This window comes from Serratia sp. MMO-28 (assembly GCF_037199905.1).
GTDB lineage: Bacteria > Pseudomonadota > Gammaproteobacteria > Enterobacterales > Enterobacteriaceae > Chania > Chania oryzae.
Window position 1 is genome coordinate 91,487 of sequence record NZ_JBBCVB010000017.1, and the last position, 24,667, is coordinate 116,153.

Below are 24,667 nucleotides of genomic sequence, written 5' to 3' on the forward strand. Positions count from 1 at the left end.
GGGAGTGTAAATGGCTGTCAGATGGAGTAAACTGGTTGCAGATAGTACCTATATAGTGTTTATATAGTGACTATTTAGTCACCCCACCATAACGATAACAACATCCGGGAAGTTTTTTAAGTCGTCCGTCGTGACGGCTTTTTTTTTGCACGGGATCTTTTGGCCGAACCGCGTACACGCCCCCAGGCGTAATGCGGTGAGTTTTCGTTCCGCGGTTCTCCTTCCTTGTTCACTCTTGCTTATCTTTTCGCCATAATGACGGCAGGACAGGATACCAGGAGGTGAAGGATGTTGACCGTGTTCATTGAAGAACCAAATGGAACGCCGACGATCGTTGACATTGTCGCGCATCAGCAGAGAACGCGAGGCCGCGAACGACCTCTCTGGCCCAAGATCTCTTGTATCGCCTGTGGCCGGGCGTGCTATGTCAGCGGCCCTTATGCCCCCACTGAAAGATTCACTGCTCGATTCTCTCATATTCATGATCCGACCAACCCCGAGCTCTGCCCGTTGAGCGCTAAATCCCAGCGATTTGGATCGTTAGCGCGTATCGAATCTAACGCTCACCAGTCGGCCCAAGTGAGGAAGGACTTCCTGCAGTTTGAGAGCCTCAAATGTGCCTACCTGGTATGCCGAAAATTAAGAGGGGGGCATGGAAAACTGTCTCAGGACGACTTTCTTAAACTGCTCAAGGTGGCCGATAGCGTAGGCATCTGGGGATATCGGTATCTGCCCCCATGGGGGATCCCGCTGCTGTTGATGTTGATGGATAACCACCCTACTCCCAATGGTAACGCCGCCTTTTTTTACACCTTCAAAAAGGACCGAAGCCATTTCAACGCATCATGGTGGAGCCGCAATGTTCGGCTTGAGGCGCATTGGGTTAAGGGGGGCGGGTTGATTGACACCTATGCTTCCAAGACCCCTTCCTTTCTCACGCGGATACCGTTCTCAGCGTCGGTGGTTGAGGATATTATCCGTGCAGAAAACGTCGCTTGGTATACCCCGGATAAGCTGAAAAAACTGCAGGCGTATAGCGACGAGGCGGCGCTCGATGATTAGGTGTAACGGCTCGCAATCAGCGCAAATTTGAGCTCAGATTAAATGGCACTGAAAAAGGCAGTGGGCTCAAATTAACTGCAAATGAGCTCACATTTATCACGGTCAGCGCACAATCCATTTTTGTTGGCTCACAATAAGTGATAATGAAATTTGTGCCTCTGTATAGCCCCGATGTTCCGTATGGGTGTACTCCAGTAAGACGGCGTAATGAGACACTTTCAGCGTATTGTAAGGGTTGAGAAGAAGCTTACGAGATAGCGACTATCGAGCATCTAGATCCAAAAGAGACGATTTTTCATTTGCAGTTATTGAGAGCCCGTAACGATGGAATGCAAGCCCGTTAAGCTGATTGCAAGCTCATTATCATTTAGCGTGAGCCCAACTCGATTTTGATTGGCAGTTAATTTGAGCCGAAAATCGCGCTGATTGCGAGCCCACGTGATGTCAAACGCGATCCGTTACAATTAGGTGTAGCGACCTGACATCGAAAACCGCCCGACTTGCAATCAACGGCGGTTTTCAACCCACATTATTTGCCTCCAGCCTGCATTCCACTTTTTCCAACCCAGATTACTTGCAACTGAAAAAACATGTATAGGTATCTCGTCAATAACTAGAATTTCAGGACGTAGAAACATGAACACGGTAAAAGAACGCAAAAGATCGCATTTTTGTGTTAAAAGCACACAGAACCATCCATGTTCAACAAACGGTCGTTTTCTGGTCTAACCCCTCAGCATATTTTCACTTGCAGATAGCGTGGGCTAAAAATCATTTAATGTAAGTCAGTGTCAGTTTATTGCAGGCTCATTCGCAAATAATCTGGGTTTGGGCCTCCGTCAATTGCAGCTAATTTGGGTTCAACATGATCATTGATTGCAGGCTGTTATACGTATCGAATCAAACGTTCACCAGGTGACCCAGGTTGTGACTGACGGGTAAAACACGGACAACGCCGTGTGGGTGTCCATGAGTGTAAGCAGGGACCAGGACTGGAAAGCTCACTTTTCCTGCCACAGGGGTTCCAATTTCCGCTGAAGTTGGAAAGGGTAACCGGCCAATCTGACTACCTACGTCCTGGATTAGGCCACACTCGACTTTGTAGAATATTTTCGACAGAACCGCGTGCGGAAGAATGCCGCCTTTTCCCTACAAAACGGGGCGCGCGCATTGCGACAGGAAGAGTAATGCGTAATGATGTTTAAGAATCTTTTTATTCCGCTGGCAGGTACAATGCCGGTAATGTACGGACACGCATATGACCGATAACAATAGGCCTGAGCAAAGTCAGCCTGACGAGCATTCTCAAGTGCAGCGAACATTAGCCAACCTGAAATCCGTCAGTCAACTCGCTGCGTTGAACGGATTGACTAATACGCCGAAATTGGTTGATTCTATTAATACATCTATATTGCCGAGACACATTTTTCCGGAATCCATACTGAGGAACTATTTTCGCTATGAAACAGCCTTAAAAACCGCGTCTAGTAGCACCAGTTTTATGGCGCTTTACAGAATACAAAGACAAACGGATTTTTCGAAAACTCTATCAGCTATATCTGAAACCCCATTTTTTAAAGTGATGGAGAAGTTTAGTACCGTTACAGATTTATATCAAAGCCCTGCGATGAAAAATATTTATGCGCCCTCGGCTATAACGATTGCAGGAGACAAAATGAAGAAGGATGTGGAACTTCTTAAATCAATGGCTAAAGGAGCAGGTATTAACCCTCATCTTATCAGCGACCATATAGCCGCCCATGAACTACTAAATCAGTCACACCGAAGTCTGTTCGACTCACAATGGGAAAAACTTTCTCAACGAAGTGTTGGTGCGATCAGTTTAAAAGATCAAGTGCGTGCACTTGAGGCTATAAATAAGCTTTTTTCAGAAGACAGAAATTCATTTATTCATCTGAGAGAAAGTATAATTGATTCACTTGAGAATCAGCCCGAAGAAGAAGTTGCAGAAGTCAGGGAGCAGGTTAGGTCTGCGCGAAAATTTTCTGATTTACCTTCATCATTTAAATTAATTTTCATGTTTCTATTAGCTCACTTTATTTTAGAACCAGTAAACGAGATAAAAAACGAAATAATTATGAACTATATAAAGCTGCAGTGCGTTACGCAGTTTCTGTGCGAAAATAAAAAGGAACAGGTGAAAATACTTACCGTCAACAGACCGGATGACCTAACGTATCAAGATTTGAACCGTATCCGTGTCGTCAGACGTAATAACGTCCGACTCAGAACTGGCCCCTCAATGCAGGCTGAGGTTATAGAAGTATTACCCATGAATTTGCCTTTGGTAGTTATAAATCGGGATAACAGGATATGGTTGCTGGTCAGGACCGAACTGAATGGTGAAGAGATAGAAGGGTGGGTAAACCGCAGTTACACAAAAGTATTGATTAAATAAAGACCGTATAAAAGAGTAGTGAAAGCTGACCCGCTCATTTGAAACTCCGGCTCAATCTTTTAGAGTTATGCTTGCGTCGCACTTGAGCTATCCAACATAAGTGATCAACATTTTGAGCGTTGACCAAGAACAGCGGGAGGTCAGGTGGAGAGAATGGCTGAACGTCCAGGTAGTGCTGGAATTAAGCGAGCAGCAAAACTTTCGCCCATTTGCGGTACCGAAAATTTGGTCGTGATATTTTCCTGTTGATGCGGAATCAGCCGCGCTGAAGAGATTACCCATGAAAAATGACATCAGGTTGCAGCAGATCATCCGCACTGTCACGCAGGCAAGACATACCTACCTTATTTCCAGGAGCGTCATAAACAGGGAGGTTTTCAGGCGCGGGTATATGTCGTTGGGGGAAGTCGCTCTTGATGGATCTGAAAAAATGGAAGTGCGGCAGGAGGCTCTTGACGCTATGCACCGACTTCAGTTGTCTGAGGAGTGACACTGGCTGTGGACAGAATAATCGCTATGCCCAACGAAGTGAGGATAACATCCCCGATAGCCCATGGGTTACGAGCAAATCCAGGGGGGATCATTGTCCGTCGAAGATTGCCTTCGCTTTTTTACGGCCGGCGGCGGTCAACGCAAAAGCCAGTTTCAAGGACGGGTTTCGGAACTTCGCTACCAAGCCATGCCGATGCAGCGTGTGCAGCGAGGTTCGCAGGTTGGTGGCATAGATATCCTTATTCGCTGCCGCGTTGAGCATGTTCAGCAACTGTGTAACGGGCAGAGGAGCCGCGTGGCCACGCGCTTCAAGTGCTGACAGCACCAGGAGCACTTTTTTCTGGAGTTCGGAGGTCCGCATGTTCAGTTTCCTTATTCATGTGACACATGAATAGTACGATAATACGTGAAAAACACTACTCATGTTAGACATGAATAGCGCTGAAAAGAAATAAAGTTTCAACCGACTAATTGTGATAACCAATCGGTTGAATCTATAAAGAACTTGAAATCATTTATCATTAAGCTTATTATATAGACATGTTCCGGCTCCACCCGAAACATGTCTTAAAGATTGCTATCTAACAATCAATACTTTTTGCAACAAATTTCAATAGTTTCCTGACCTGTGCAGTGACCAAGCCTCCTACGCAGGTCGCTATGCTTTTGCCAACGAACAGCGACACCCCCCAAGTCGCACAAATCCATTTAGTGAGAAATGCAATTAGCAGCGGTTTGACGAACAGCACAGCAGCCAACATGGTTATCATCACAGCGAATAAGGTAACAACCCGCCACCACTTCTTTGTACTACAGGCGGTGTAGATATCCCCCATGTAGTAATACCCTTCTTGAATAACACTGTGTACTTTTACTTCTTCGAACATTGAATTCATTACGACCTCGACTGATTGTGAAATAATAGATAGATCTAACGATGTTTAAAAATCGCATAGAGATTTCCTTCATGATTTAAATGTTACCGTTGGGAATATGTTCCCTTATGGCATGGTGATTTTTTGAAGATACTTGTTTCTTTAGCCACTCATGTTCTGCCTCCTTTATCAAAATTCAATAATGGTAATCTACGCTCCCTCATCCTTATTGCTGTCTTCAGGCGTAGAGAGCTCCTGGTGTAAGTTTTATAAACTCACACCAGTAAGAGATAGACTGATGTTGTATTGAATGCGGACTGACGGGTATAAAAAACCTCCCTGTGGGAGGTCGACGGTAACGTGTGTGGAAATAGATTCAGGCTGGTAAGTCACTCAGCGTGGTATCAGGCTTTCTTTCACATTTATTTTCGACCCTGTCTTGTCACATCAATTATCTTTTGTTGACCTGCAAGCTTAATTTTATGCAAAGTCAACTCTTATTAATTAGTTTACAGCAATCCCTCTTAAATGGCAATACCTAACGGCCCCAAGGTGCATATTTTTCTTGACCCATGGCTAATTACTAATGGCGAAAATTTCGCTGTTTAAACTGCATCCCGTATTTAATTAGGTGTCACGGAAATTATTTCAGACCTATTGTTAATCTTTAAATCGTTTTACAAATACGGAAATTTAAATAACCAAATTTTTTAATTAATACCCTATTGATATCCTCTTTTCACTAAACCTTTCCGGACATTAATTAATTTTATTCTTGGCTGACGCTTTGTCATATGTCCTTTGTTTCAATAACACCATTTTCGCATTGCGAAGGGTAATGAGGCACGTACATTTTTCAAGTTTCGACCTCCGACCCCGGTGCACGGGGCTTCGCATGATACGTTGGCGAGAAACGGCCCGCCGTCACGTCGGTGATTGCCAGGGAGATTGGCCGGGTACCGGAAGGTGTTCTTCCTGACCAAGATCGGCCTTTCCGCTTTGCGTGTTTCTCGGAATCTGTCTGGCGAGATCCACGTTTGTCCGGTGGCGGGATCACCTTTCCGCTTTGCGTCTAAGCCGGATCGCCAGTCGATTTTTTGGCCAACTTATGTAGATACCTATGCTTATGGGGTATGGGCGGTTTATAACTACTATACTTTTAACCAATAAACTGATATAGTGTGCTTGTGAATGAAGCGGCGGCAGTGGAGTCCCCGCACTATCAACGAAATGTCCACAAATACAGAAGCTGCGCCACTGGAGTGCCAGCATTATCAATGAAATGTCCAGAACTAATGATATTCACTCAAGAAGCCCCCAAATGGGGGCTTTTTTGATCATACTACTAAGGAAGTAGCATGCTGAAAGTGGCGAGCCTTACATCTAGCTTCATACAGAAAACAGCCGGTCTAAAAGAAACGATTCAAGACAAATCTAGACCTCACGGTATAGTCACTATAAGTTTTAAGGGGTTGATATTCGCAATACCACTCAGAACTAATCTTAACCACACATATGGTGTAGTACTGGATACTGTGGTTAGAGATGGACGGAAGTTGAAACGAGGATTGGACTTTACAAAAGCGCTTATCATCAATGACGAATCGACTGATATTGGTATGTTATATATTGTCCCAGACAGTCAAAAAAAGGCGCTAATAAATAAGAAAAAAATGATCGTTAACCAATTTCAAAGGTATGTTGAAGAATACGTAAGAGCAGTTTCTAATAATGTAATAAACACAATAAATTCAAATGCATATAAATATAGCACTTTATGTAATTATCACCTCGAACTTGGAATTCATTGACGATAACAGGGGTAAAGCACACTGTTAATGTGAACAAAGCACATTCTGAGCGTTGGATATTGGGGTTTGGGGAGCAACGGAACAGTAAACGCCGTTAAGTAGTCAATTTAAATGGCCATTAATTTATTAATCAATAAATTATTCCTCTTCATTGAAAGCTCTCAGCTCACCCTTACTGACGGATTCCGGCACTGTAAATGAATAGCGCCCCTGCATATTGATATGCCCACACTGTAACGGTGAAAGTTTCTCAACGTCTGAATCTAAAACCGGATAACCCTCACGCCTGAGCTGCTGAATTGCTGCATCCATGTAAATCGTGTTCCACAGAACAATAATATTGAGCACCAGACCTAACGATCCAAGCTGATCTTCCTGGCCTTCACGGTAAGCCTGCCTCAGCTCTCCCCGCTTACCATGAAAGACATTTCTGGCCACCGCGTGGCGACCCTCTCCACGGTTGAGTTGTTGCAACGTTCTTCGCCGCTTGTTTTCATCGTCGAGGTAAGTCAGCATATGGATAGTTTTATCTGCGCGGCCTATTTCGGCTATAGCCTGCGCCAGACTGGTTGGCCTGTCGCCCGTTTGCAGTGTTTTCATGATGGACATTACGTTCAGTCGTCCAAGTTTGAGGGACGCAATCAGCCGCAGAATATCATCCCAGTGTGGCTTTGTTTTTTTCCCAAAATTAAGACGATGCGAAGATATCGCGTTAAACGGACCGTAATCTGCTTTAGGATCGGTGCGCCAGAATCTGGCTCCCCCCGTATCCGCGATCCTTGGACAAAAACGATATCCCAGCAAGCGGAAAAGCCCAAAAATAACATCGCTGTATGCACCCGTATCGGTCATTATCTGGTATGGGATTTGATCCGTTTGTTGCTCCAGCACGACAGCCAGGATGACCAGGCTATCCCTGAGCGTTCCAGGAACAACGATGTCGTTTATCCCCGAATACTGATCAGATATCAGGTTGTACCATGTAACCCCACGTCCTTCTTTGAAGTATTTAGGGTTGGGGCCGGCATGTACCGTGCGCACAGGAACAACAAATCGCATACCATCGGCTGACGCCACCTCACCACCACCCCAGATGTTCGCCAGGGGAACGCCACTTTGTGCTGCGACCAGAATGGCGTTGGCTGCCCTAATCGTTTCGTCCCTGATGTAATTGCTGTCTGTCCAGGTCAGACGGTCACGCTTCAGTGCCGCGACATCATTGCGTATAAAGGGCTCCGGACCGGTGTTACAGGCTTCTGCCATCAGCATGGCGCAGATGCTGATATTCAGGTCTGAGACGCGGGAGCTTTGCTCTGATGAATGGGTAAAGGCACCGGTGAAATGTGTCCGGGCATCGATTTCCAGTATCAGTTCAGGCAAATCAACGCGTGGCAACATGTCGGTCACCCGCTGCCGCAATGCAATAAGTGATGGCGTTTCTTCAATGGCATCCAGAGGACTCAGGATTAGCTCAGTTTTATCGCCATTCTCCGCAAATCTGACTGCCGGGTTTTCCGGTAGTCGGTCCAACACATCGCGATATGTTGAATCCAGCTCTGTTGCAATGGCCGACAGAGTGGCACCTGGTGCTGATGATAATCCCAGAGAGCGGCAGATTATTGGACGCATAGCTTCCCATTCCTTACCTTCGATGAGCCCTGTCCGGGGGTCTGCATAACGCCAGCTGGGATTGACATAAATATCCCTTTTTTTCAGTGTAAACTGAAGTTCCTTAAGTGCACAAAATGTATAGGCGTGAAAATCAATACTGCCATCTTTTCTTGTCACATGTTGTTGCCACGGTTTATTAATTATTTCGCGTGGTGCATCGTTATCTGTCTTTTTCTTTTTTAAATTAACTTCAATCCAGCAAAGCGCTTCAATTAATGCCTCAGCTGAGGCATTGCCTTCAAAATGTATTCTGGAAAGTAAATCAGGCAAAAAACGTCGTACCGTTTTGAATTTAGCATCAAGCTCATTGAAGTAAACGTTATTAGCTGGTCGAATAATTGATGTCACATTATTTACAGCATGTTTCAGTACATCTTCGGGAATAATGTTGAAGATATTATCACGAACATCAGTATCAGGTAACTTGTCATCAAGGATCATCCGACATGCTTTTGCCAGTATTTCCGCTGCGCGATCCAGATCTTTAAGCGTTCGTTGGCGGTTCCGTTTATCTGCCTGAACCGCTTCATTGAACAGATCCCGGAGTAGTGCTTCAAGTAATTCAAGTGCATCATCCTGAGCCGTCGCCTCCATACAGGAGGAGAATGCAACAAGCGTGGCCAGTTTTCTTTTTTCTGGTAAGCGCTGAAGTGCTGTTGTTTTAGCCGTTGAGGCATAACGGGCGAGGGCAGCAATACGGGTATCCGAAACTGGCGTAATTGCTGGTAATGTCACTCCCAGATTACGTATTGTCTGAAGGCGGTCTATCGCCTGCACCAGTGATGTGGCATTCACTTTAGTGGGTCCGGTACGTAACTGATCGAGTAACGAATAGCGGCTCCCGGCAGGAACCGAAAGAAGCTCCAGAAGCCGTTGAGCCTGAGAGTCATCAATGCAGGCCGCCAGTGAATACCAGAGCCGGTTTTCAACCCTGCTGCGTAACCGGGCTATATAGCGTTCGAGCAACGAATATCCGGGTAATAAGACTTTATGTGATAAAAGCCATCCGGTACATCTTTCAAAAAGAATACCCGGACGACTCGTTCCGGTCCAGCATAAAGAATATAACCAGCGAGTCAGTGAAAACGCCACACGGGTGTCGGTAAACTCCGTGTAACCATATATTTTTGTAATTTCATCTATATGTTGTCGACGTTGCTTTCCTGAGTTATATATATTAACCTGCTCACTACCACTCTCAATATGTAGTTGCTCTGCTAGGAAATCAATAACAGCAACCGGAATTATTGTCGTTAAATCGGGGAAACGACCGAGGTAACGGACTGTACATAATAATATGGAATAGCCCAACCGGTTATGGTCCCCCCGTTTTTCTGAAATATTCATCCGGTCAAAATCATCAAGATGAAAATAGCGAGCCAGTGTTTCCTTTGTCAGTTCGCCATGATAGTTACCGTAACCTGCTTTTTGATCTTCGGAAAGAAAATTAACTGGCATCGTAAACCATCCTTAGTTCAGGGGCATATCACGAATTTTTTTGCGACTGATGGATTGCCCAGACGCGTTTGACCTGGCTGATGCTGCAGCCGGCCAGCGTGGCCGTGCGCTCAATGGTTAATCCGGACTGCCGGAGGGTAACGATACGTTCATGGGTCACGAGATCGGCCTTCCTGCCCGCGTACTTGCCTGCAACTTTGGCGAGCTGAACACCCTGTCGCTGTCTTTCCCGCCGTATTTCGTAGTCATCTCGTGCGGTCTGAAGGGCAAGTTTAAGCAACAACTCCTGAACAGATTCAAGAACAATGCGGGAGACACCATCATTTTCTGCTACCACTTCTGACAAATCCACTATGCCTGGAATAGCCAGCCGGGCACCTTTGTCTCTGATGGAAGCAATCAGTTTTTCAGCTTCAGGAAGAGGCAGACGACTGATGCGGTCAATTTTTTCGGCTATCACCACATCACCAGGCTGAAGGTCGGCGATCATACGGAGAAGCTCAGGTCTGTCAGCTCTGGCACCCGATGCTTTTTCCCGATAAATACCAGCGATATAAAAACCACTGGCAATGGCCGTTTTTTCGATGTCAGCCTGGCGTGTCAGATCCTGCTCTGATGTACTGACCCTTTCATAGATGCGAGCAATTTTCATTTACGGTAGCCAAAATGAGTATAGTCAATCTGGCTATCGTAAAAGAGATGGCTAAAAATGGCAATCCGCGATGTAAATTAGCCAGTGTGTTTTTGGCTATCCAATTTAGCCATTAAGCGTTATTTTTCCTGTCTTCTGGTTAGCATACCCACTCATGGATAATTAACTGATATTCATTCTCATTAATGGTGTATAACGTCACTCAGATAGATTTTAATACGCTTTACCACAATCCTTTAATGTCATGGAGTCTGCATGCTATCCCGTTTCTCCACACTGCAACGTATTCCCTCCGGAGTCTGGGTCGTTGGTGGTGTCAGTTTGTTGATGGATATCTCGTCTGAGATGATACACAGTCTGCTGCCGTTGTTTATGGCCACAACGCTGGGTGCCAGTGTACTGGTCATTGGTCTGATTGAAGGACTGGCAGAGGCCACCGCGCTGATAGTCAAAGTCTTCTCCGGAGTGATCAGCGACTGGCTGGGTAAACGCAAAGGTCTGGCCCTGCTGGGATACGGTCTGGGCGCGCTCAGTAAGCCGCTGTTTGCCATCGCCGCGTCTTCCGGAATAGTGCTGACCGCCCGTCTGACGGATCGACTGGGGAAAGGGATACGCGGGGCGCCGCGGGATGCCCTGGTGGCGGATGTCACACCGCCGGAACTGCGTGGTGCCGCTTTTGGCCTTCGCCAGTCCCTGGATACCATCGGCGCGTTTCTGGGGCCGCTGCTCGCTGTAGGGCTGATGCTGTTGTGGCAGGATGATTTCCGGTCCATCTTCTGGGTGGCCGTTATTCCGGGACTGATGGCGGTGGCATTGCTGTTTTTTGGCCTGCATGAACCCCGTACCTCCGTGGAGCATAAACGTTCCAATCCGGTCAGCCGGGCAAACCTGCGACGTCTGGGAAAATCCACCTGGTGGGTGATCGCTCTCGGAGGCATCTTCACCCTGGCGCGTTTCAGCGAGGCCTTTCTGGTTCTGCGGGCACAGGAAGTGCATATCCCGCTGGCACTTATTCCTCTGGTGATGGTGGCAATGAACCTGCTGTACTCACTCTCGGCTTACCCGTCAGGTAAACTGGCTGATCGCATGAGCCACCGTCATCTGCTGCAGCTGGGTCTGGTGGTGCTGGTTGCGGCCGATATCGTGCTGGCACTCAGTACACACTGGGTCGGTGTGCTGGCCGGCGTCGCCCTGTGGGGTATTCATATGGGTATGACGCAGGGGCTGCTGGCCGCCATGATTGCTGACACATCACCGTCGGACCTTCGGGGGACGGCATACGGACTCTTCAGTCTGGTTAGTGGGGTTGCCTTATTGTTAGCCAGTACCGGCGCAGGTCTGCTCTGGAGTCTCTGGGGGTCAGAATCAACCTTCATAGCTGGCGCCCTCATTTGTCTGCTGACCCTGCTGTATCTGAGTGTGGTGCCGGTCGGACAAAAATCCGCTGATCCGCCCCCTGAATGTCAGCGGTAAGGATCATGTTAAGGTTTTATTAAGCCCGCCCGGTCAGAATAAAGGCTCGCCTGTATATTCTGACCGGATCTTACACCTGATGATGAACACCCTGGAACTCCTCAACCAGCGCTGGTTTTTGTCCCTCAATGCCGCACCCGGTACCCCGGCAGGCCTGATAACGTTTGCCACCGTTTGTGCGCAGTATACCATCTTTATTATTCCCGTGACGTTGCTGGGGCACTGGTTTCTGGGCGGAAAAGACGGGCACCGACGGGCATTGTTCTCCCTGGCCACCATTCTGATGGCTCTGGGGCTGGGCTTTCTCTGTACCGCGCTCTGGTTTCATCCCCGTCCGTTCATGATGCCGCTGGGACATACCTGGATTTATCATGCCCCGGAAACCTCGTTCCCGAGCGACCATGCCACGCTGTTCTTCAGTGCGTCTCTGTCGCTGTTACTGGCTGGCGCGAGGGTAAGCGGCGGTCTGATCCTTCTGCTCTCGCTTTTCGTAGCCTGGTCCCGGGTCTTCCTTGGCGTACATTTTCCGCTGGACATGGCGGGAGCAGCTCTGGTGGCGATGCTGGCCTGCCTGCTGGTTCGTCCACTCTGGCGTCGCCTTGGTGAGCCGCTGACATCGCTCTGTGAACGCATCAGCACACGACTGTTTTCCTGGTTACCGGCCAGATTCACGCCCTGACAGGATTTTGGGGGGCATATCCATCGTTAAGCAATCGTTAAGGCTGCAGACCGATGATGACGGTGCCCTTAGTCAGTTGTGCCCCGAAGGAAAAATGATGCTGAACATTGTGTTGAATACCGTACACCCGTACCTGAAGCACCAGATGAGATATGTCAGACAGTTTATTAAATCCCCACGGACATTTGGCTCTCTGGTGCCATCTTCGCCCTGGTTGTGTAACCGGATGACGGGATTGGCCGACTGGACACAAGCCTCCGTGGTAGCGGAACTGGGCGCAGGGGACGGCGTTCTGACCCGCCGGCTGCTCGCCAGACTGGCACCGGATGCACAGCTGGATGCCTGGGAAATTCAGCCAGCGCTTTCGGAGCAACTCCGGATGCTGGCAGAATGTGATCCACGGTTGCAGGTGATCCCCCGCTCAGCAGAACAACTGGAAAGAAACTACGACGTTATTTTCTCCTGCCTGCCGCTGCTGTCACTCCCGGTCATGCCCCGCCTGCGTATTCTGCGCCAGGTATGTGAGCGACTGAACCCTGGAGGGGTATTGATCCAGTTCCAGTACAGCCCGCTGTCGGAAAAATTACTGTCCCGCTATTTTGAGTGGACCCGGATTTACGAGATACGAAATGTTCCCCCGGCCTGGATTTACGTCTGTACACCACGCGGGAAAAGCGCAGTATGACGGACATACTGCATGCCCTGTTGTCCCACGACCTGGTCACCCTGAGTCGTCCGGATATGATATGGGGAATATATGGCATCCTGTTTGCGGCCCTGTTTCTGGAAAGTGCGTTGCTGCCGGCTGCGTTTCTGCCCGGAGACAGTCTGCTGTTGCTGGCGGGAGCCCTGGTGGCAAAAGGTGTACTACCATTCTGGCCTACAATGGGTTTGCTGGTTGTCGCCACCGGAACCGGGTACCAGGTGAATTACCTTCTGGGGCGCTGGCTCGGACATACTCACAGGGTGCAGAAATGGCTCAGTCGGGTACCGGAGCATTATCATCAACGGGCTCATCATCTTTCAGAGCGGTACGGGCCGCTGGCGCTGCTCGTCGGGCGATTTATCGGTTTTGTCCGGACGCTGTTACCCTTGCTGGCGGGGATCTCCGGTATCAGACAGAAACGTTTTCAGCTTTACAGCTGGGTCGGGGCATTTTTATGGATCGGCACGTTGATGATGGCCGGAGAGGCGCTGACAACGATCCCCTTTTTCAGGCAACATGAATCTGCGGGAATGACACTGTTACTGGTGTTGCCCTTGTTACTTCTGGTTGCCGGTGCGGCAGGAAGTCTGCTGGTCGTCTGTTGCCGGAAAGGTAAGGGGCCAACTGAATAAAAATAATGCATTGATACTTAATAAAATGGCCATTTAAAGTAACCGCTTAACGGCGTTTACTGTTCCGTTACTCCCCAAACCCCGATATTCCGTTTTCAAAGCGGATCTCTTAAAACCAACGGCGTTTAATTAACTCAAGTACAGCCAGGGTGACACACTTTAGTATCTTTGGAATCAAAATGACCACCGGCAAGCCCAATTTGAAAACACTATACTCGTGATACTTCAAGTTGCATGCTGCTCGCACCGCATCAACCCCTCAAGGCTTGGTCTGCGTCACCCCGCCGGACGCTTACGGTGTTGTCACACAAACGACCAGTTGAGTGACTATCACAAAACGCAGATTTTGACGTTAAAATCTGTCACATAACCCGTTATTTATTCAACGTCATACAAATCAGGCAGTTTTTAGCTTTGGTGACGGAATTTTCTGGAGTTCCGGCATACCTAATTACCATTGAAGATCTACCTGATGGGGGGGATTACTTTATGTAGAAGGCAGGAAAGTGATAAAAGTGTATGGCTGGCCAGGTAACGCTTTAATGACTGGTTTAAAAAGAATATGTGAAACCGGATAACATAAGGGATTAAAATGCTAGACAGTTGTTTTGAAAATAGGATAAGTGACTATCTGCTATCAAAAATGTCAATATCATCAGATTCAACAGGCTTTACGGATAGAAACGTTCGAGAAGCTATTCGGATCCTTGAAGGACTAGGACCCGTCGCGCCATCATCGAGCGCGATGAGGCACAAAGAAAGACAATTTAAGGGCTCACTTGGCAACTACTGGCATGTTCACATACCCGAATCACACTTAGCGCGGGCGTATAATAATTTGGGTAGTGACAAATCGAATATTAACGCTAACCCATCACCATCAGAAACGGTCGCTAAAGGTACACACCATGCTCTGGTAAGTTTTGCCAAGTCGCGAGCTATTCCCTATGCGGGTTTAAGTGTCGAACAGATCCGCGATAATATTATTAATTACGCGAACCGAAATCGTATATCGGAAAGTATAATAAAGCACGAGTTGAGTGAGTTAATAAAATCGATTATTAATAAGCCATTTAATAAACCTAACTCTTCGACAGGTGATTGGCTGCTATTTTGGAAAAATGATCAAGGTATTCGGTTTTATCTGGATGTGAGTAGACATATAGCCGCCGATGATACGGTGGCTCAGGAACAGTTGAAGGAACATCTTGATGCACTACGCGCTATTTTGGTTGCTCCAATTTGACTAGAGCATGCGAGTGAGTGCGGTTACCCAATTATAGAGCCTGTCTCACCTGCTGCGGGTTCAGCGTTCGCGTTCTCTGCTCTTCTCGGAAGATGCTCTGGCTATTCCGTGCTCTGTATAACGCGCAACAACTCCACAAACAGAGCACCGAATCATGAGTTCCTTTATTAAAATAAAGGTTGATGGTTTTGACTGAAAGTTAATTTCTTTTTCGCTGTTTCTATATACATATTCATTGACTGAACAAAATCAATAATATTTTGTATAGTAACTTTCAGATTTTCATTAGTAAGTTTATGCTCATTTCCGTCCTTATCAAAACCATTGCGATGAACAATGTCATGTCTTATCCTGACTATTTTAATAATATTTTTCATTCTATCGTAAATTATGGATGGTAATTTTTCATTAAACACGCAGTTGTATACTGGGACTATCTTGGCAATATTGTGATAGAGGTAATCTGATAAAACACTCAGAACATATTTCTTAACCAGATCGTCAATTTCATACACTTCGAGTAATGAAACTTTTTTTTGTTTTAATTCTTCGACATTGCGAAGAGCATTGGAAAGAAAAATCTTTTCATTTAAAATTGCATGTTTCAACATATCACCTAGACAGGATTCCATCAGGGTAACTGAAAAAGAATAGTTCATTTTTAAAGTCATCGATGATGGACTATCGGGAATGTTGTCTCTTAATTCCTCTATTTGCGACAGGAAGTTTATGAATGCTGTATTCTCTATTGAAAGTCTATTGAATTCTTCGTCGTACAATTGCATATTCAATATTAGGTAATATTTACTCGAGCCATCGACAAGGTCGACCCATTCTTGAGATGATGCATCTTTGTGTAACGTTATCGACTCCTCATCTATCTCACTATACCCCAACTCTTTGTACTTTTTAGCGTTACAGTCGATTTTAATTAAGGTATACCCTGTATAGTCTATGCCGACGCGTTTTGATATAAGCGTTATATGTCCATTGATGTCTTTGGTTATTGAGTTTATATCGATAAAGTATTGTCCTTTGTCTCCAGGATGGTTTGGATAAGGTACATAATTGCGAATAATTTTGTCAGATTGCATCATTTTCTCCAAGGTAGATATTTACTCTGTACACGCACAAAATTTGTTGCTCCTAAAATAAAGTTAATTGTCGACTTGTGCTATTAACGATAGGCTTCTTAACTTTGCCGATTATACCCTATTCTAAATACTGCTGTTTGCGATGGCGGTGATCACATACTCCGAATTTCATCATCATTTAAGCGATATCGTCTTTTTAGAATAAATTTAATTTTGTACTTGGGCAGTCATGGTCTGAAGAAGGATACCGTTTTATGCTGCTGGGGATAGGGTGTCTCTCAAACGCGCGGTTGCGCAGGTGGCGATCCAGGCTTCCCAGTCGTGGGATCGGCCTTTCCGCTTTGCGTGTCTCCCGGCAAACCGGCACTCTCCCTCCAAAGACACCAGATATTGTGGTTTTAAGTGATGATTGGCTACTGTATGGTGTGTCCTCTCGGGTGGGTTCTGTGTCAAATGACTGAAGTTAAAATCTCTCTATATGTTCTTATCTGGTAAAATGCCGTAAGTCGGAAACGATCCAAGATAGTAAAAGGAGTCTCACGACGAATTTATTAAAAGTCTGTTGAATTACATGTTATCTTTTTATTCTTATCTCTATTGGTTGTTAGCGTGATCAGAATTCTCGGCCAATCTCAGGATGCGACAAGCCACCTTTCCTGGCCTTAATAGCGATTAGGTTTTTCCGTCAGCCTCCCCAATCCCCTGACTTCCCCTCGCCGATCCGTTATACTCCGCGTCAGCCGTGGGCTTGCATACCGTACGGCTGGCGGAGGCCCCGTTTCGGGTGCGTTGCGGCGGCCACCGTCATTTCATTTTTTATGCACATTTCATTTCCCCCCAATTTTTACATGATCCTCTCCTGACCGATCACCGATTTATTCGGCTTCCTTGCGCCTGCCCTGGAGAGACAAAATAATCTGAGTCCAATCGATCCTTGGCCACAAAGGCATTTTTTCACTCCACCTGGCGTGACAGATCCACCTTGTTGACCCTCAATAGCACGATGTGTGAGCAGATTGTGGAGAGTAAAAAATTGAGCCCTTCATCCTCACAACATGAAGCAGATTTCACGTAGCGCGATCAGTCTGCCCGGAGGTTACGCGAGATCTTGACGTGTCCCGCTTCCCGTTACCTCCTGGCCCCCGGAATTACGCGGTCATTCGACTTGTTGACCGAGCTGTGCAATGGCACGACAGCTTCTGGTATTGCTACACAATCATGAATGAGAATGGTACTTGCGCTTGTTTTTCTAGCTAATTATGTTGATTTTTGTTTTTTTATGTAGGATTATTGATTTTATTCATATAAATTACATAAAAGGTGTTTTTTTGATTATGGATTCTCATCAAACAGAAAAGGTTGCACAACGTGCTGAAAAGATGCTGACGGCGTTGACTGAACAGATACAATCTCAGAAGGAAGAACTCAAGGAAAACGAGTATTTTCAGGTATATGCCAAGGCTGCTGTTGCCAAGTTTCCAAAACTGACTCGCGCCAACGTGGACTATGCGGTGAGTGAGATGGAAAACAATGGCTATATTTTTGAGAAGCGTGCTGCAGGTTCGTCAACAAAGTACGCCATGACAGTCCAGAATATCATCGATATTTATCATCATCGCGGTGTACCAAAATATCGCGATCGCCATCCTGAGGCGATGACTATTTTCGTTGGCAATCTGAAAGGTGGTGTGTCAAAGACCGTTTCTACAGTATCACTGGCTCATGCACTGCGTGCCCATACTCACCTACTTTATGAAGATTTACGCGTACTGGTTATCGATTTAGATCCGCAATCATCAGCGACCATGTTTTTGAACCACACTCGTGCTGTGGGCTTGGTTGAGACAACGTCAGCCCAGGCTATGCTCCAGAATGTCAGTCGTGAAGAGTTGCTCAACGAGTTCATCGTGCCTTCTGTTGTTCCTGGTGTTGATGTTCTCCCTGCTTCTATTGATGATGCCTTCATCGCTTCAGGATGGGAAGGTTTGTGTGCCGAGCATCTGCCTGGGCAAAATCCCCACGCTATTTTACGCGAGAACATCATTGATAAGCTGAAGTCCGATTATGACTTTATCTTTGTTGATAGTGGTCCTCATTTGGACGCATTCCTTAAAAATGCGATTGCGGCCGCCGATCTCCTGATGACACCGATCCCTCCTGCACAGGTTGATTTTCACTCTACTTTGAAGTACTTGACTCGTTTACCCGAACTGGTCAGCATCATCAATGCTTCAGGTTGTCAGTGCCGGTTACAGGGAAACATTGGTTTTATGTCCAAACTGTCTAATAAGCCTGACCACAAAGTGTGCCACAGTCTCGCGAAAGAGATTTTTGGCGGAGATATGCTTGATGCCGCGCTGCCACGTCTTGATGGCTTCGAGCGTTGTGGTGAGTCGTTCGATACGGTTATCTCTGCTAACCCTTCAACCTATGTCGGAAGCAGTGAGGCATTGAAGAATGCACGCTCTGCGGCAGAGGACTTTGCAAAAGCGGTGTTTGATCGCATCGAATTTATTCGAATGAATTGAGGTGCCCGATGAGTACAAAACGTCAGACAATCGGACGTACGTTTAACGCGCCAGTTCTTAACAGCGAAGCTGAGTCGGGGGAATCCAAGCAGGTATTTACCTTGTCATCCGGTAGGAAAGCTGTATTTATCAAGGTGACGGTCCCTGCAGCAGAGGTTGAAGCCAAAACATTCGTTCTCCAGGAAGTCAACGGACGTGATCAGTCTGCGCTTACACCTGAGTCACTGAAGGATATTACACGTACCATCAGTCTTCAGCAGTTCTTCCCTGCTATTGGGGTACGTAAAGATGACCGCATCGAAATTCTGGATGGTTCGCGCCGCCGTGCATCTGCCATTCTCAAGCAGGTTGGACTGGATGTGTTGGTTACGGGGGAGTCACTCTCGGTCAGTGAGGCCAGAAAACTGGCACAGGATATTCAGACAGCCAGAGAACATAACATTCGTGAAGTGGGGATGTGGTTGCTTGCACTCAAACGGGGTGGGCTGACACAGAAAGAAATTGCTGAAGCTGAAGGGTTGTCACAAGCTAAGGTTACGCGTGCCCTACAAGCTGCTAGTGTTTCTGCTGAGTTGCTATCCCTCTTTCCCATTCAGTCAGAGCTATCATTCTCTGATTATAAGGTGTTGATGATGGCGGAAGAATTGTTGGCTCGCAATAATCGTTTAGTGTCTGAACTTGTCGACAATATCAATCATACAGTCAACGACATCTGTGAGCAGACAGTGTTAGCTGCGGATGAGGTCAAGAATAAAATCATTGCGGCAATACGTGATGAGGCTACCGTATTAAGAAAGCCTCAGCATGGAGACGCTATTGTTACCACCCCTCTCTGGCAGTTTCCTGACAAAAACAGATATGCACGTAAAAAGAGCAGAGGTCGCATGTTCAGTTATGAGTTTAATCGTGTACCAACTGATCTGCAGGACGCCATCGATGAGGCTGTGAAAGCCATTTTGGAAAAACATCTGAAATCATAGATTAACATGTTCTCCACCTATTATTCAGTGCTAACTGTCTAAATATATTGGTCTTTTAATTGGGATTTCACGGTGAAATCCCAATTTTTTCATTAGTATGTTCCCTACCCAGCTGCATTTCTCTAATGGCGTAAGATTTCATTGATACATACTGTTGAAATTTCAGAAACTCCCCCACTAACAATTTCTTCTTAACTTATTGTATTTTATGTTTATTATCCGTTAATTTCACGCTGAAATCTCCAGGATTAAAAAAGACTTGAGGAGATAGTGGTTCTACCTGAGTTGCAGCCTTGCTGGACGGTGGTGTTATGTCGGTATCGAACTGCTGTCGTAGTATCACGGCGCTGCACTGGCTGAAGTCAGCATGCTCGACGTCGATGCTTTTGCTCAGGAACAGCAGAGTCAGTCATCATCTATTAGGGCGCTTATTCCCGGACAACAAAATTGTCGGCGAGTGAGATTTACATCATAAATGCCAGTGCTAAAAGTTGCTGGTATCTTTTTCCTTGAACCTTCTATATCTGCAGTGACTCCCACACCGCTTAACAGTTGCACCGTGCCGGAAAAATTCAAGCCACCGGTTGCGGCACCCGTTCGCATGATTTCCCTTTAGTCAGTCATTTACGCTGCGGCCTTGCATCCGGAGCTGGATTTTTTCCTTCAGGCCCGTTGCGTCCTGCGCGGCATGGCGGGAGCACACCGCAAACCGCCGGAAAGGAAGGAACACCAGAATGACGCAGATGGCCCTGGATATTTTCCCGGAACAACTGACTCGCAAGCATCCCGTACACACGGGCAAAAACGGTTACGAACACTATCGCCGCACGTTTGTCAGCCTGTTTAAAGAAACCGCGCGTAATCACCATCGGTATGAGGTTTTCCGGGATTTCGCCGAGATGGCTGCATTGGCCATGCAGAATGCCTTTCTGAAGTCACCAACGTTGGAGAAGGAGTATCTGGCAATTGCCGGGCGCTATAAGCCTGATGACATACAGCGCATGACGCGGTTGCTGGGGTGTCTTGCCGGGGCACTGGAGTGTCAGTATGGGGACTTTTTAGGTCAGATTTTTATGGAGTTGGACATTGGCTCGGAGCACATGGGGCAATTTTTTTCCCCTTACGATCTGTCACAACTGATGGCCAGCGTCACTGCCGGTGATGTTGCGCAGCAACTGGAGAGGGAACCTTTTATCATGCTGGATGAACCGGCTGTCGGTGCCGGAAGCATGGTGATCGCTTTTGCTGAAGTGATGATGGAGCAGGGGATTAACCCACAGCAAGCGTTGTTTGCCCGCTGTACAGATATTGATCCCATCGCCGCACATATGTGTTATCTGCAGCTGTCGTATTTGGGGATCCCAGCAGAGGTTATTATCGGTAACACGCTGACCCTGGTTGTTCGCAAAACCTTTAAAACGCCGCTGTGGTATGTCGGTAACTGGGGTGAGCGTCTGGGGACCCGAGACGCCATTGATAGGCTGCGACGTTTCCTTAAAAACTGAACGCGCCGGGGCACGGGCCCCGGTATTTTCTGCGCCTCCGGCGCGTCATGCCGGCCAGTCTGATGAACTGGCCAGATAAGGATACCCGCCACGCGGGCCTGTAATGTTTAAGCGGCTCCCCGTTCCCTTCTGCCGGACATTCGTTATCTCCTGCCCTCGCTTAAACGGTTGCACCGTGCCGGCAAAACTCAAGCCGCCCGCTGCGGCACCCGTTCGCACGCCCTCCTGACGTCGGTCGTTTGCGCTGCGGCTTTGCACCCGGGGCTTGATTTTTGCCCGGTGGCCCGTTGCTGCCCGTCGCTCATGGCGGGAGACAACGACCCGCCCCAAAAGGGGGAACGCCAGAAGAACGCTGGTTCACTCCCCGATAGCCCTCAGTAAGGAGAGTCCATGAACGATCGCCAGATAGTTAGCAATCTGCTGCAAGCACTGACTGACAAGCTGCTGTACTCAGCCCCGGAGTTCGCTGCCGCGTTGGCGCATTTTGATATAAAAACCACATACCAGGGGGTTAAGGGCGATCCAGACTGGGCCGGGTTGTTCGGCCATAAAGGGTGTTTCTATGTTGATGTTTTCTCGGCTGAACACCCGAAAGGCCAGCGGTATGAGTTTGATCATCCTGATGACGCCGCTGCGTTTGCCACTGGCGTTCGTGAGGGTGAGCTGCCCGGGATTGAACGCTGATTAACGTCGTTTTGCAGCCTATTATTCTCCCGGGTGACCGGGAGCCTTTTGACAGAGGTATTATCCCATGCAACAGTTTTCAGCCCCTTCCAGACGCGCCCCTTTCCGGGAGCCGCCCGCAGATCTGATGATCTTCGCCCGCTCAATTTCAGACGACGATCTGTGTGCTTGGTGCCAGCACCTGTTCTATAGCCCGGGTGATGACAGTGTATGCCAGCGTCATGAGGGAGCTCATTGGCCTGGTAGGCAGGATGTGGATGGCTATTATCAGTGCTGTCCCGATTTTTTACCGTGTACGGATAATGAAGCGCCTTAAGGGCGCTCTTTTATCGCCTTCCCGGCGTGAACACATCGCCCTTCCTGGTGTTCCTCTGCGTGTTGGCCGGTGTTTCTGGCCGTGACTCACGCTGAGCCGGTGCGGTCCGGCATCAACAGCCCGTCAGTCCCCCGGTCACCGCGTCTGTAACGCGGCGCTGCGGCCTCCTTCCGGTTATTGACGCCGGCCCTGGTACCCCGTCTCGCGGAGGGGTCACGGCCATCACTTCCCGGCCAATCAGGGGAGTCAACACCAGAGGAAACACACGATGACATTTCAGACCCTTCACAGCCTGACCAGTGCGCTGATCCACACCATGGCAAAACAGGAGCTGCAGGCCCTGAACTGGCCCACGTCACTCCACCTTGAATATGGCCTGCAGTGGGGGCAGAGCGACGGCGTGGTTTTCCACGGCACCCTTTCCAGTGCCGATCTGCTTCGTATTATTCCGGGGCTGCGGGGGAAGCGTTATCTGTCCAGGGGGCATGCGCGGGCGTTATTCACGGCGGTGAAGGAGCTGGGTATTTGTGTGCGACTCGAACTGACTCAAAGCTGGTACAGCCACTCTGGTGATGCCCGGCTGGTTGCTGAGGGTTTTTCTGATGAGATGGAAATGCTGGAAAAGCGTCTGCTGCAGGCGCTGCGCGAACAGTATGACTGCCTGTGTCACAACGTGAAAACACTGGGTTACAGGCTCACGGAAGGGACGTATCCGGCTGAATATAATGAGAACCTGTTTACTCGGGCAACGGAGAACATCACCCTGGAAGCCGTGGCTGTAGACCCGTGCGACTGTGGCTACTGTGATACTGATGAAGCCATTTTGGAGGAATATATCCGGATGATCCTGGACGATAATGCGCGTGTGGTTTCCGTCCGGTTTCAGGTGAAATGCGCGGGCCAGCTGATGGCGGAGTCCTGGGCCAGTGAGGTCGTCATTCTCCCCGGGCAGCCGGTCAGAAAATGGGTCTGCCGTTCAGAAATCCAGTATGTCGCAAACGAAGCCCGCCACGCCATTACTGAGCAGGTACAGGCTTTCCGCAGCTTTGTTCACGCCGCCTGATCCCCAACACCACCGGGTCGCTCCCCAGCGGCCCGTTTTCCCCCTGCCGGATACCCCCGGCGTTGAGCCGGTGTTATCCGGAGTCAAAAAGGCCGCGCCCGTACCGGTCGCCTTCTGTCGCCGTACCGGCGGAGGGTGGCTTTTCCCGCGATACGTTTTGTGCCCGAGGTGGCTGACGCCGTGCCCAAACCTTAGCCCGGGCGGCGTGAGCAACAAGGGAAGCTACGCCGCGCTCCTCACCCGTTCACGTCAAAAATCAGCGCATTCAGCACTGATTTTCGCCTGCGCTGCGGCTTGCGGGCTCGCCCTTGTTCCCCCCGCTGACCGCCCGGTCTGGTTAGTGGTCACGGCGACAGCCGTATCCACCAACCTTTATGGGAGAAAGAACGATGCCGAACTGGTGTGTCAACCGAATTAAACTCACCGTGCCTGCGTGTGTGCAGGCCGAGGTAGAAGCCTGGGCGAACGGGACGATGTACCCGTATTACAAACGTGCCATCAATCAGAGTGCTCGCATGTTCATCGCTGGCGTGGCCGGGCGACTGAAACCGGGTATCGAGATGCAGTATCTGCCGTATCCCGCGCTGACTGCGCATGGCAGCACCGAGCCGACAGAAGCCTCACTCGCTTTCGGGGGATGGGTCGAGATGCTGGAGAGCAATGTGTGGCTTGATAAGTCCTGTTGTCATTATATTGACCAGTATTACCGGGCTACGGGGCTTGCCGGTCTGAAGTGGGATAACTTGACCGCTGCCGAGCAGGCGCGGGTTGATGCCGTGATGCGCAGTAAAAGTCATGACTGGAGCCATTTGTGGTCGCGAAAGGTTAGTCGTGGAGAGCTGTTCGATATGCTTGAAACCGAGCCTGAAGGCGATATGTGTGATTTACTTCTGATTATTCCCACAAGGCTTGCCTGTGAACTCAACGGGTTCAATGGTCGCCTGCTGGAGAAAGTACAGAGTGCGTATGACTTTTATAGCGCGAACTATGGCATCAAATGGCCTTCAGCCAGTGAGGCTGAAATAACCAGCGGACACGGCTGGTTGGATATCGATATAGATACGCCCTGGTCTCCGCCAGATGAGTCGGTCATGGAGGCGTTGTCAGATAAATGGGGTTGTACCATTGACCATTATTTCAGTGAGGCCGGCTGTGACTATTGTGGCTACCGGCGTTATGAAGAAGGCCGTCTGGTTGAGTGTGCTGATGACAGTCTGGAGTATGACGACGAGGATGAGCACGGATGGAGTGATGTTATCGGCCCGGACTGGCTGATGGGTAATGTACCGCACTATGGTGGTTAAATAGCAACCACTCAGGG

General features: G+C 48.3%; 19 protein-coding genes. 14 read left to right on the forward strand and 5 right to left on the reverse strand.

Annotation, left to right across the window (positions count from 1 at the left end):
- The first annotated feature begins 288 nt into the window (after positions 1–288).
- Together WG891_RS16075 and WG891_RS16080 are read left to right on the forward strand one after the other, a co-directional pair.
- The gene (locus tag WG891_RS16075; RefSeq protein WP_337263619.1) at positions 289–1,062 is read left to right on the forward strand and encodes a hypothetical protein; all 774 of its coding nucleotides are present in this window, start codon (positions 289–291) and stop codon (positions 1,060–1,062) included.
- A gap of 1,258 nt (positions 1,063–2,320) precedes the next feature.
- Positions 2,321–3,481: an SH3 domain-containing protein gene (locus WG891_RS16080; RefSeq protein WP_337263618.1), complete on the forward strand. Its 1,161-nt coding sequence runs from the start codon at positions 2,321–2,323 to the stop codon at positions 3,479–3,481.
- A 580-nt stretch (positions 3,482–4,061) separates the two neighbouring features.
- Here WG891_RS16080 and WG891_RS16085 read toward each other — a convergent pair.
- On the reverse strand, positions 4,062–4,334 hold the full coding sequence (locus tag WG891_RS16085; protein WP_337263617.1) for a chromosome segregation protein ParM: 273 nt from the start codon (positions 4,332–4,334) through the stop codon (positions 4,062–4,064).
- Positions 4,335–4,554: 220 nt separating this feature from the next.
- Positions 4,555–4,860: a hypothetical protein gene (locus WG891_RS16090; RefSeq protein WP_337263616.1), complete on the reverse strand. Its 306-nt coding sequence runs from the start codon at positions 4,858–4,860 to the stop codon at positions 4,555–4,557.
- 1,346 nt (positions 4,861–6,206) lie between these two features.
- On the opposite strand from WG891_RS16090, the gene tenpIN reads away from it, so the two are divergent.
- The gene (gene tenpIN / locus WG891_RS16095) at positions 6,207–6,659 is read left to right on the forward strand and encodes a type III toxin-antitoxin system TenpIN family toxin (RefSeq protein WP_337263615.1); all 453 of its coding nucleotides are present in this window, start codon (positions 6,207–6,209) and stop codon (positions 6,657–6,659) included.
- 138 nt (positions 6,660–6,797) lie between these two features.
- Here tenpIN and WG891_RS16100 read toward each other — a convergent pair whose 3' ends face one another.
- Together WG891_RS16100 and WG891_RS16105 are read right to left on the reverse strand one after the other, a co-directional pair.
- Positions 6,798–9,788, reverse strand: a complete 2,991-nt coding sequence (locus WG891_RS16100; protein WP_337263614.1) for a Tn3 family transposase — start codon at positions 9,786–9,788, stop codon at positions 6,798–6,800.
- 28 nt (positions 9,789–9,816) lie between these two features.
- Entirely contained in the window at positions 9,817–10,440 is a 624-nt protein-coding gene (locus tag WG891_RS16105) for a recombinase family protein (RefSeq protein WP_234651817.1), read from the reverse strand.
- 255 nt (positions 10,441–10,695) lie between these two features.
- Between WG891_RS16105 and WG891_RS16110 the strand changes: the two genes are divergently transcribed.
- From WG891_RS16110 to WG891_RS16130, 5 genes are all read left to right on the forward strand, one after another.
- Positions 10,696–11,913, forward strand: a complete 1,218-nt coding sequence (locus tag WG891_RS16110; RefSeq protein ID WP_234651816.1) for an MFS transporter — start codon at positions 10,696–10,698, stop codon at positions 11,911–11,913.
- 82 nt (positions 11,914–11,995) lie between these two features.
- Positions 11,996–12,592: an undecaprenyl-diphosphatase gene (locus tag WG891_RS16115; protein ID WP_244048021.1), complete on the forward strand. Its 597-nt coding sequence runs from the start codon at positions 11,996–11,998 to the stop codon at positions 12,590–12,592.
- A gap of 109 nt (positions 12,593–12,701) precedes the next feature.
- The gene (locus WG891_RS16120) at positions 12,702–13,277 is read left to right on the forward strand and encodes a class I SAM-dependent methyltransferase (RefSeq protein WP_407712657.1); all 576 of its coding nucleotides are present in this window, start codon (positions 12,702–12,704) and stop codon (positions 13,275–13,277) included.
- Positions 13,274–13,930 carry a DedA family protein gene (locus WG891_RS16125; protein WP_200974051.1) on the forward strand — a complete coding sequence of 219 codons (657 nt, stop codon included), beginning with the start codon at positions 13,274–13,276 and terminating at the stop codon, positions 13,928–13,930. The genes WG891_RS16120 and WG891_RS16125 overlap by 4 nt, the downstream gene beginning before the upstream one ends.
- Before the next feature lie 592 nt (positions 13,931–14,522).
- Positions 14,523–15,176: a hypothetical protein gene (locus WG891_RS16130; protein ID WP_337263613.1), complete on the forward strand. Its 654-nt coding sequence runs from the start codon at positions 14,523–14,525 to the stop codon at positions 15,174–15,176.
- A gap of 167 nt (positions 15,177–15,343) precedes the next feature.
- Here the strand turns inward: WG891_RS16130 and WG891_RS16135 are convergent, their stop codons facing one another.
- Entirely contained in the window at positions 15,344–16,273 is a 930-nt protein-coding gene (locus tag WG891_RS16135) for a hypothetical protein (protein ID WP_337265216.1), read from the reverse strand.
- 1,331 nt (positions 16,274–17,604) lie between these two features.
- On the opposite strand from WG891_RS16135, the gene WG891_RS16140 reads away from it, so the two are divergent.
- From WG891_RS16140 to WG891_RS16165, 6 genes are all read left to right on the forward strand, one after another.
- Complete coding sequence (locus tag WG891_RS16140) at positions 17,605–18,798, forward strand: AAA family ATPase (RefSeq protein ID WP_337263712.1); 1,194 nt, start codon at positions 17,605–17,607, stop codon at positions 18,796–18,798.
- Between the two features lie 8 nt (positions 18,799–18,806).
- Positions 18,807–19,778: a ParB family protein gene (locus WG891_RS16145; protein WP_337263711.1), complete on the forward strand. Its 972-nt coding sequence runs from the start codon at positions 18,807–18,809 to the stop codon at positions 19,776–19,778.
- 734 nt (positions 19,779–20,512) lie between these two features.
- Entirely contained in the window at positions 20,513–21,283 is a 771-nt protein-coding gene (locus WG891_RS16150) for an N-6 DNA methylase (protein WP_337263710.1), read from the forward strand.
- 390 nt (positions 21,284–21,673) lie between these two features.
- Positions 21,674–21,967: a hypothetical protein gene (locus WG891_RS16155; protein ID WP_337263709.1), complete on the forward strand. Its 294-nt coding sequence runs from the start codon at positions 21,674–21,676 to the stop codon at positions 21,965–21,967.
- Between the two features lie 584 nt (positions 21,968–22,551).
- Complete coding sequence (locus WG891_RS16160) at positions 22,552–23,346, forward strand: hypothetical protein (protein WP_337263708.1); 795 nt, start codon at positions 22,552–22,554, stop codon at positions 23,344–23,346.
- 389 nt (positions 23,347–23,735) lie between these two features.
- Positions 23,736–24,650: a DUF1281 domain-containing protein gene (locus tag WG891_RS16165; protein ID WP_337263707.1), complete on the forward strand. Its 915-nt coding sequence runs from the start codon at positions 23,736–23,738 to the stop codon at positions 24,648–24,650.
- The last annotated feature ends 17 nt before the right edge of the window (positions 24,651–24,667 follow it).

Coding starts and splice junctions, on each gene's coding strand:
- WG891_RS16160 (WP_337263708.1), top strand. CDS start 22,552: ATGACATTTCAGACCCTTCACAGCCTGACCAGTGCGCTGATCCACACC.
- WG891_RS16165 (WP_337263707.1), top strand. CDS start 23,736: ATGCCGAACTGGTGTGTCAACCGAATTAAACTCACCGTGCCTGCGTGT.
- tenpIN (WP_337263615.1), top strand. CDS start 6,207: ATGCTGAAAGTGGCGAGCCTTACATCTAGCTTCATACAGAAAACAGCC.
- WG891_RS16080 (WP_337263618.1), top strand. CDS start 2,321: ATGACCGATAACAATAGGCCTGAGCAAAGTCAGCCTGACGAGCATTCT.
- WG891_RS16110 (WP_234651816.1), top strand. CDS start 10,696: ATGCTATCCCGTTTCTCCACACTGCAACGTATTCCCTCCGGAGTCTGG.
- WG891_RS16085 (WP_337263617.1), bottom strand. CDS start 4,334: ATGCGGACCTCCGAACTCCAGAAAAAAGTGCTCCTGGTGCTGTCAGCA.
- WG891_RS16115 (WP_244048021.1), top strand. CDS start 11,996: ATGAACACCCTGGAACTCCTCAACCAGCGCTGGTTTTTGTCCCTCAAT.
- WG891_RS16150 (WP_337263710.1), top strand. CDS start 20,513: ATGACGCAGATGGCCCTGGATATTTTCCCGGAACAACTGACTCGCAAG.
- WG891_RS16135 (WP_337265216.1), bottom strand. CDS start 16,273: ATGATGCAATCTGACAAAATTATTCGCAATTATGTACCTTATCCAAAC.
- WG891_RS16145 (WP_337263711.1), top strand. CDS start 18,807: ATGAGTACAAAACGTCAGACAATCGGACGTACGTTTAACGCGCCAGTT.
- WG891_RS16130 (WP_337263613.1), top strand. CDS start 14,523: ATGCTAGACAGTTGTTTTGAAAATAGGATAAGTGACTATCTGCTATCA.
- WG891_RS16140 (WP_337263712.1), top strand. CDS start 17,605: ATGGATTCTCATCAAACAGAAAAGGTTGCACAACGTGCTGAAAAGATG.
- WG891_RS16100 (WP_337263614.1), bottom strand. CDS start 9,788: ATGCCAGTTAATTTTCTTTCCGAAGATCAAAAAGCAGGTTACGGTAAC.
- WG891_RS16105 (WP_234651817.1), bottom strand. CDS start 10,440: ATGAAAATTGCTCGCATCTATGAAAGGGTCAGTACATCAGAGCAGGAT.
- WG891_RS16155 (WP_337263709.1), top strand. CDS start 21,674: ATGAACGATCGCCAGATAGTTAGCAATCTGCTGCAAGCACTGACTGAC.
- WG891_RS16090 (WP_337263616.1), bottom strand. CDS start 4,860: ATGTTCGAAGAAGTAAAAGTACACAGTGTTATTCAAGAAGGGTATTAC.
- WG891_RS16125 (WP_200974051.1), top strand. CDS start 13,274: ATGACGGACATACTGCATGCCCTGTTGTCCCACGACCTGGTCACCCTG.
- WG891_RS16075 (WP_337263619.1), top strand. CDS start 289: ATGTTGACCGTGTTCATTGAAGAACCAAATGGAACGCCGACGATCGTT.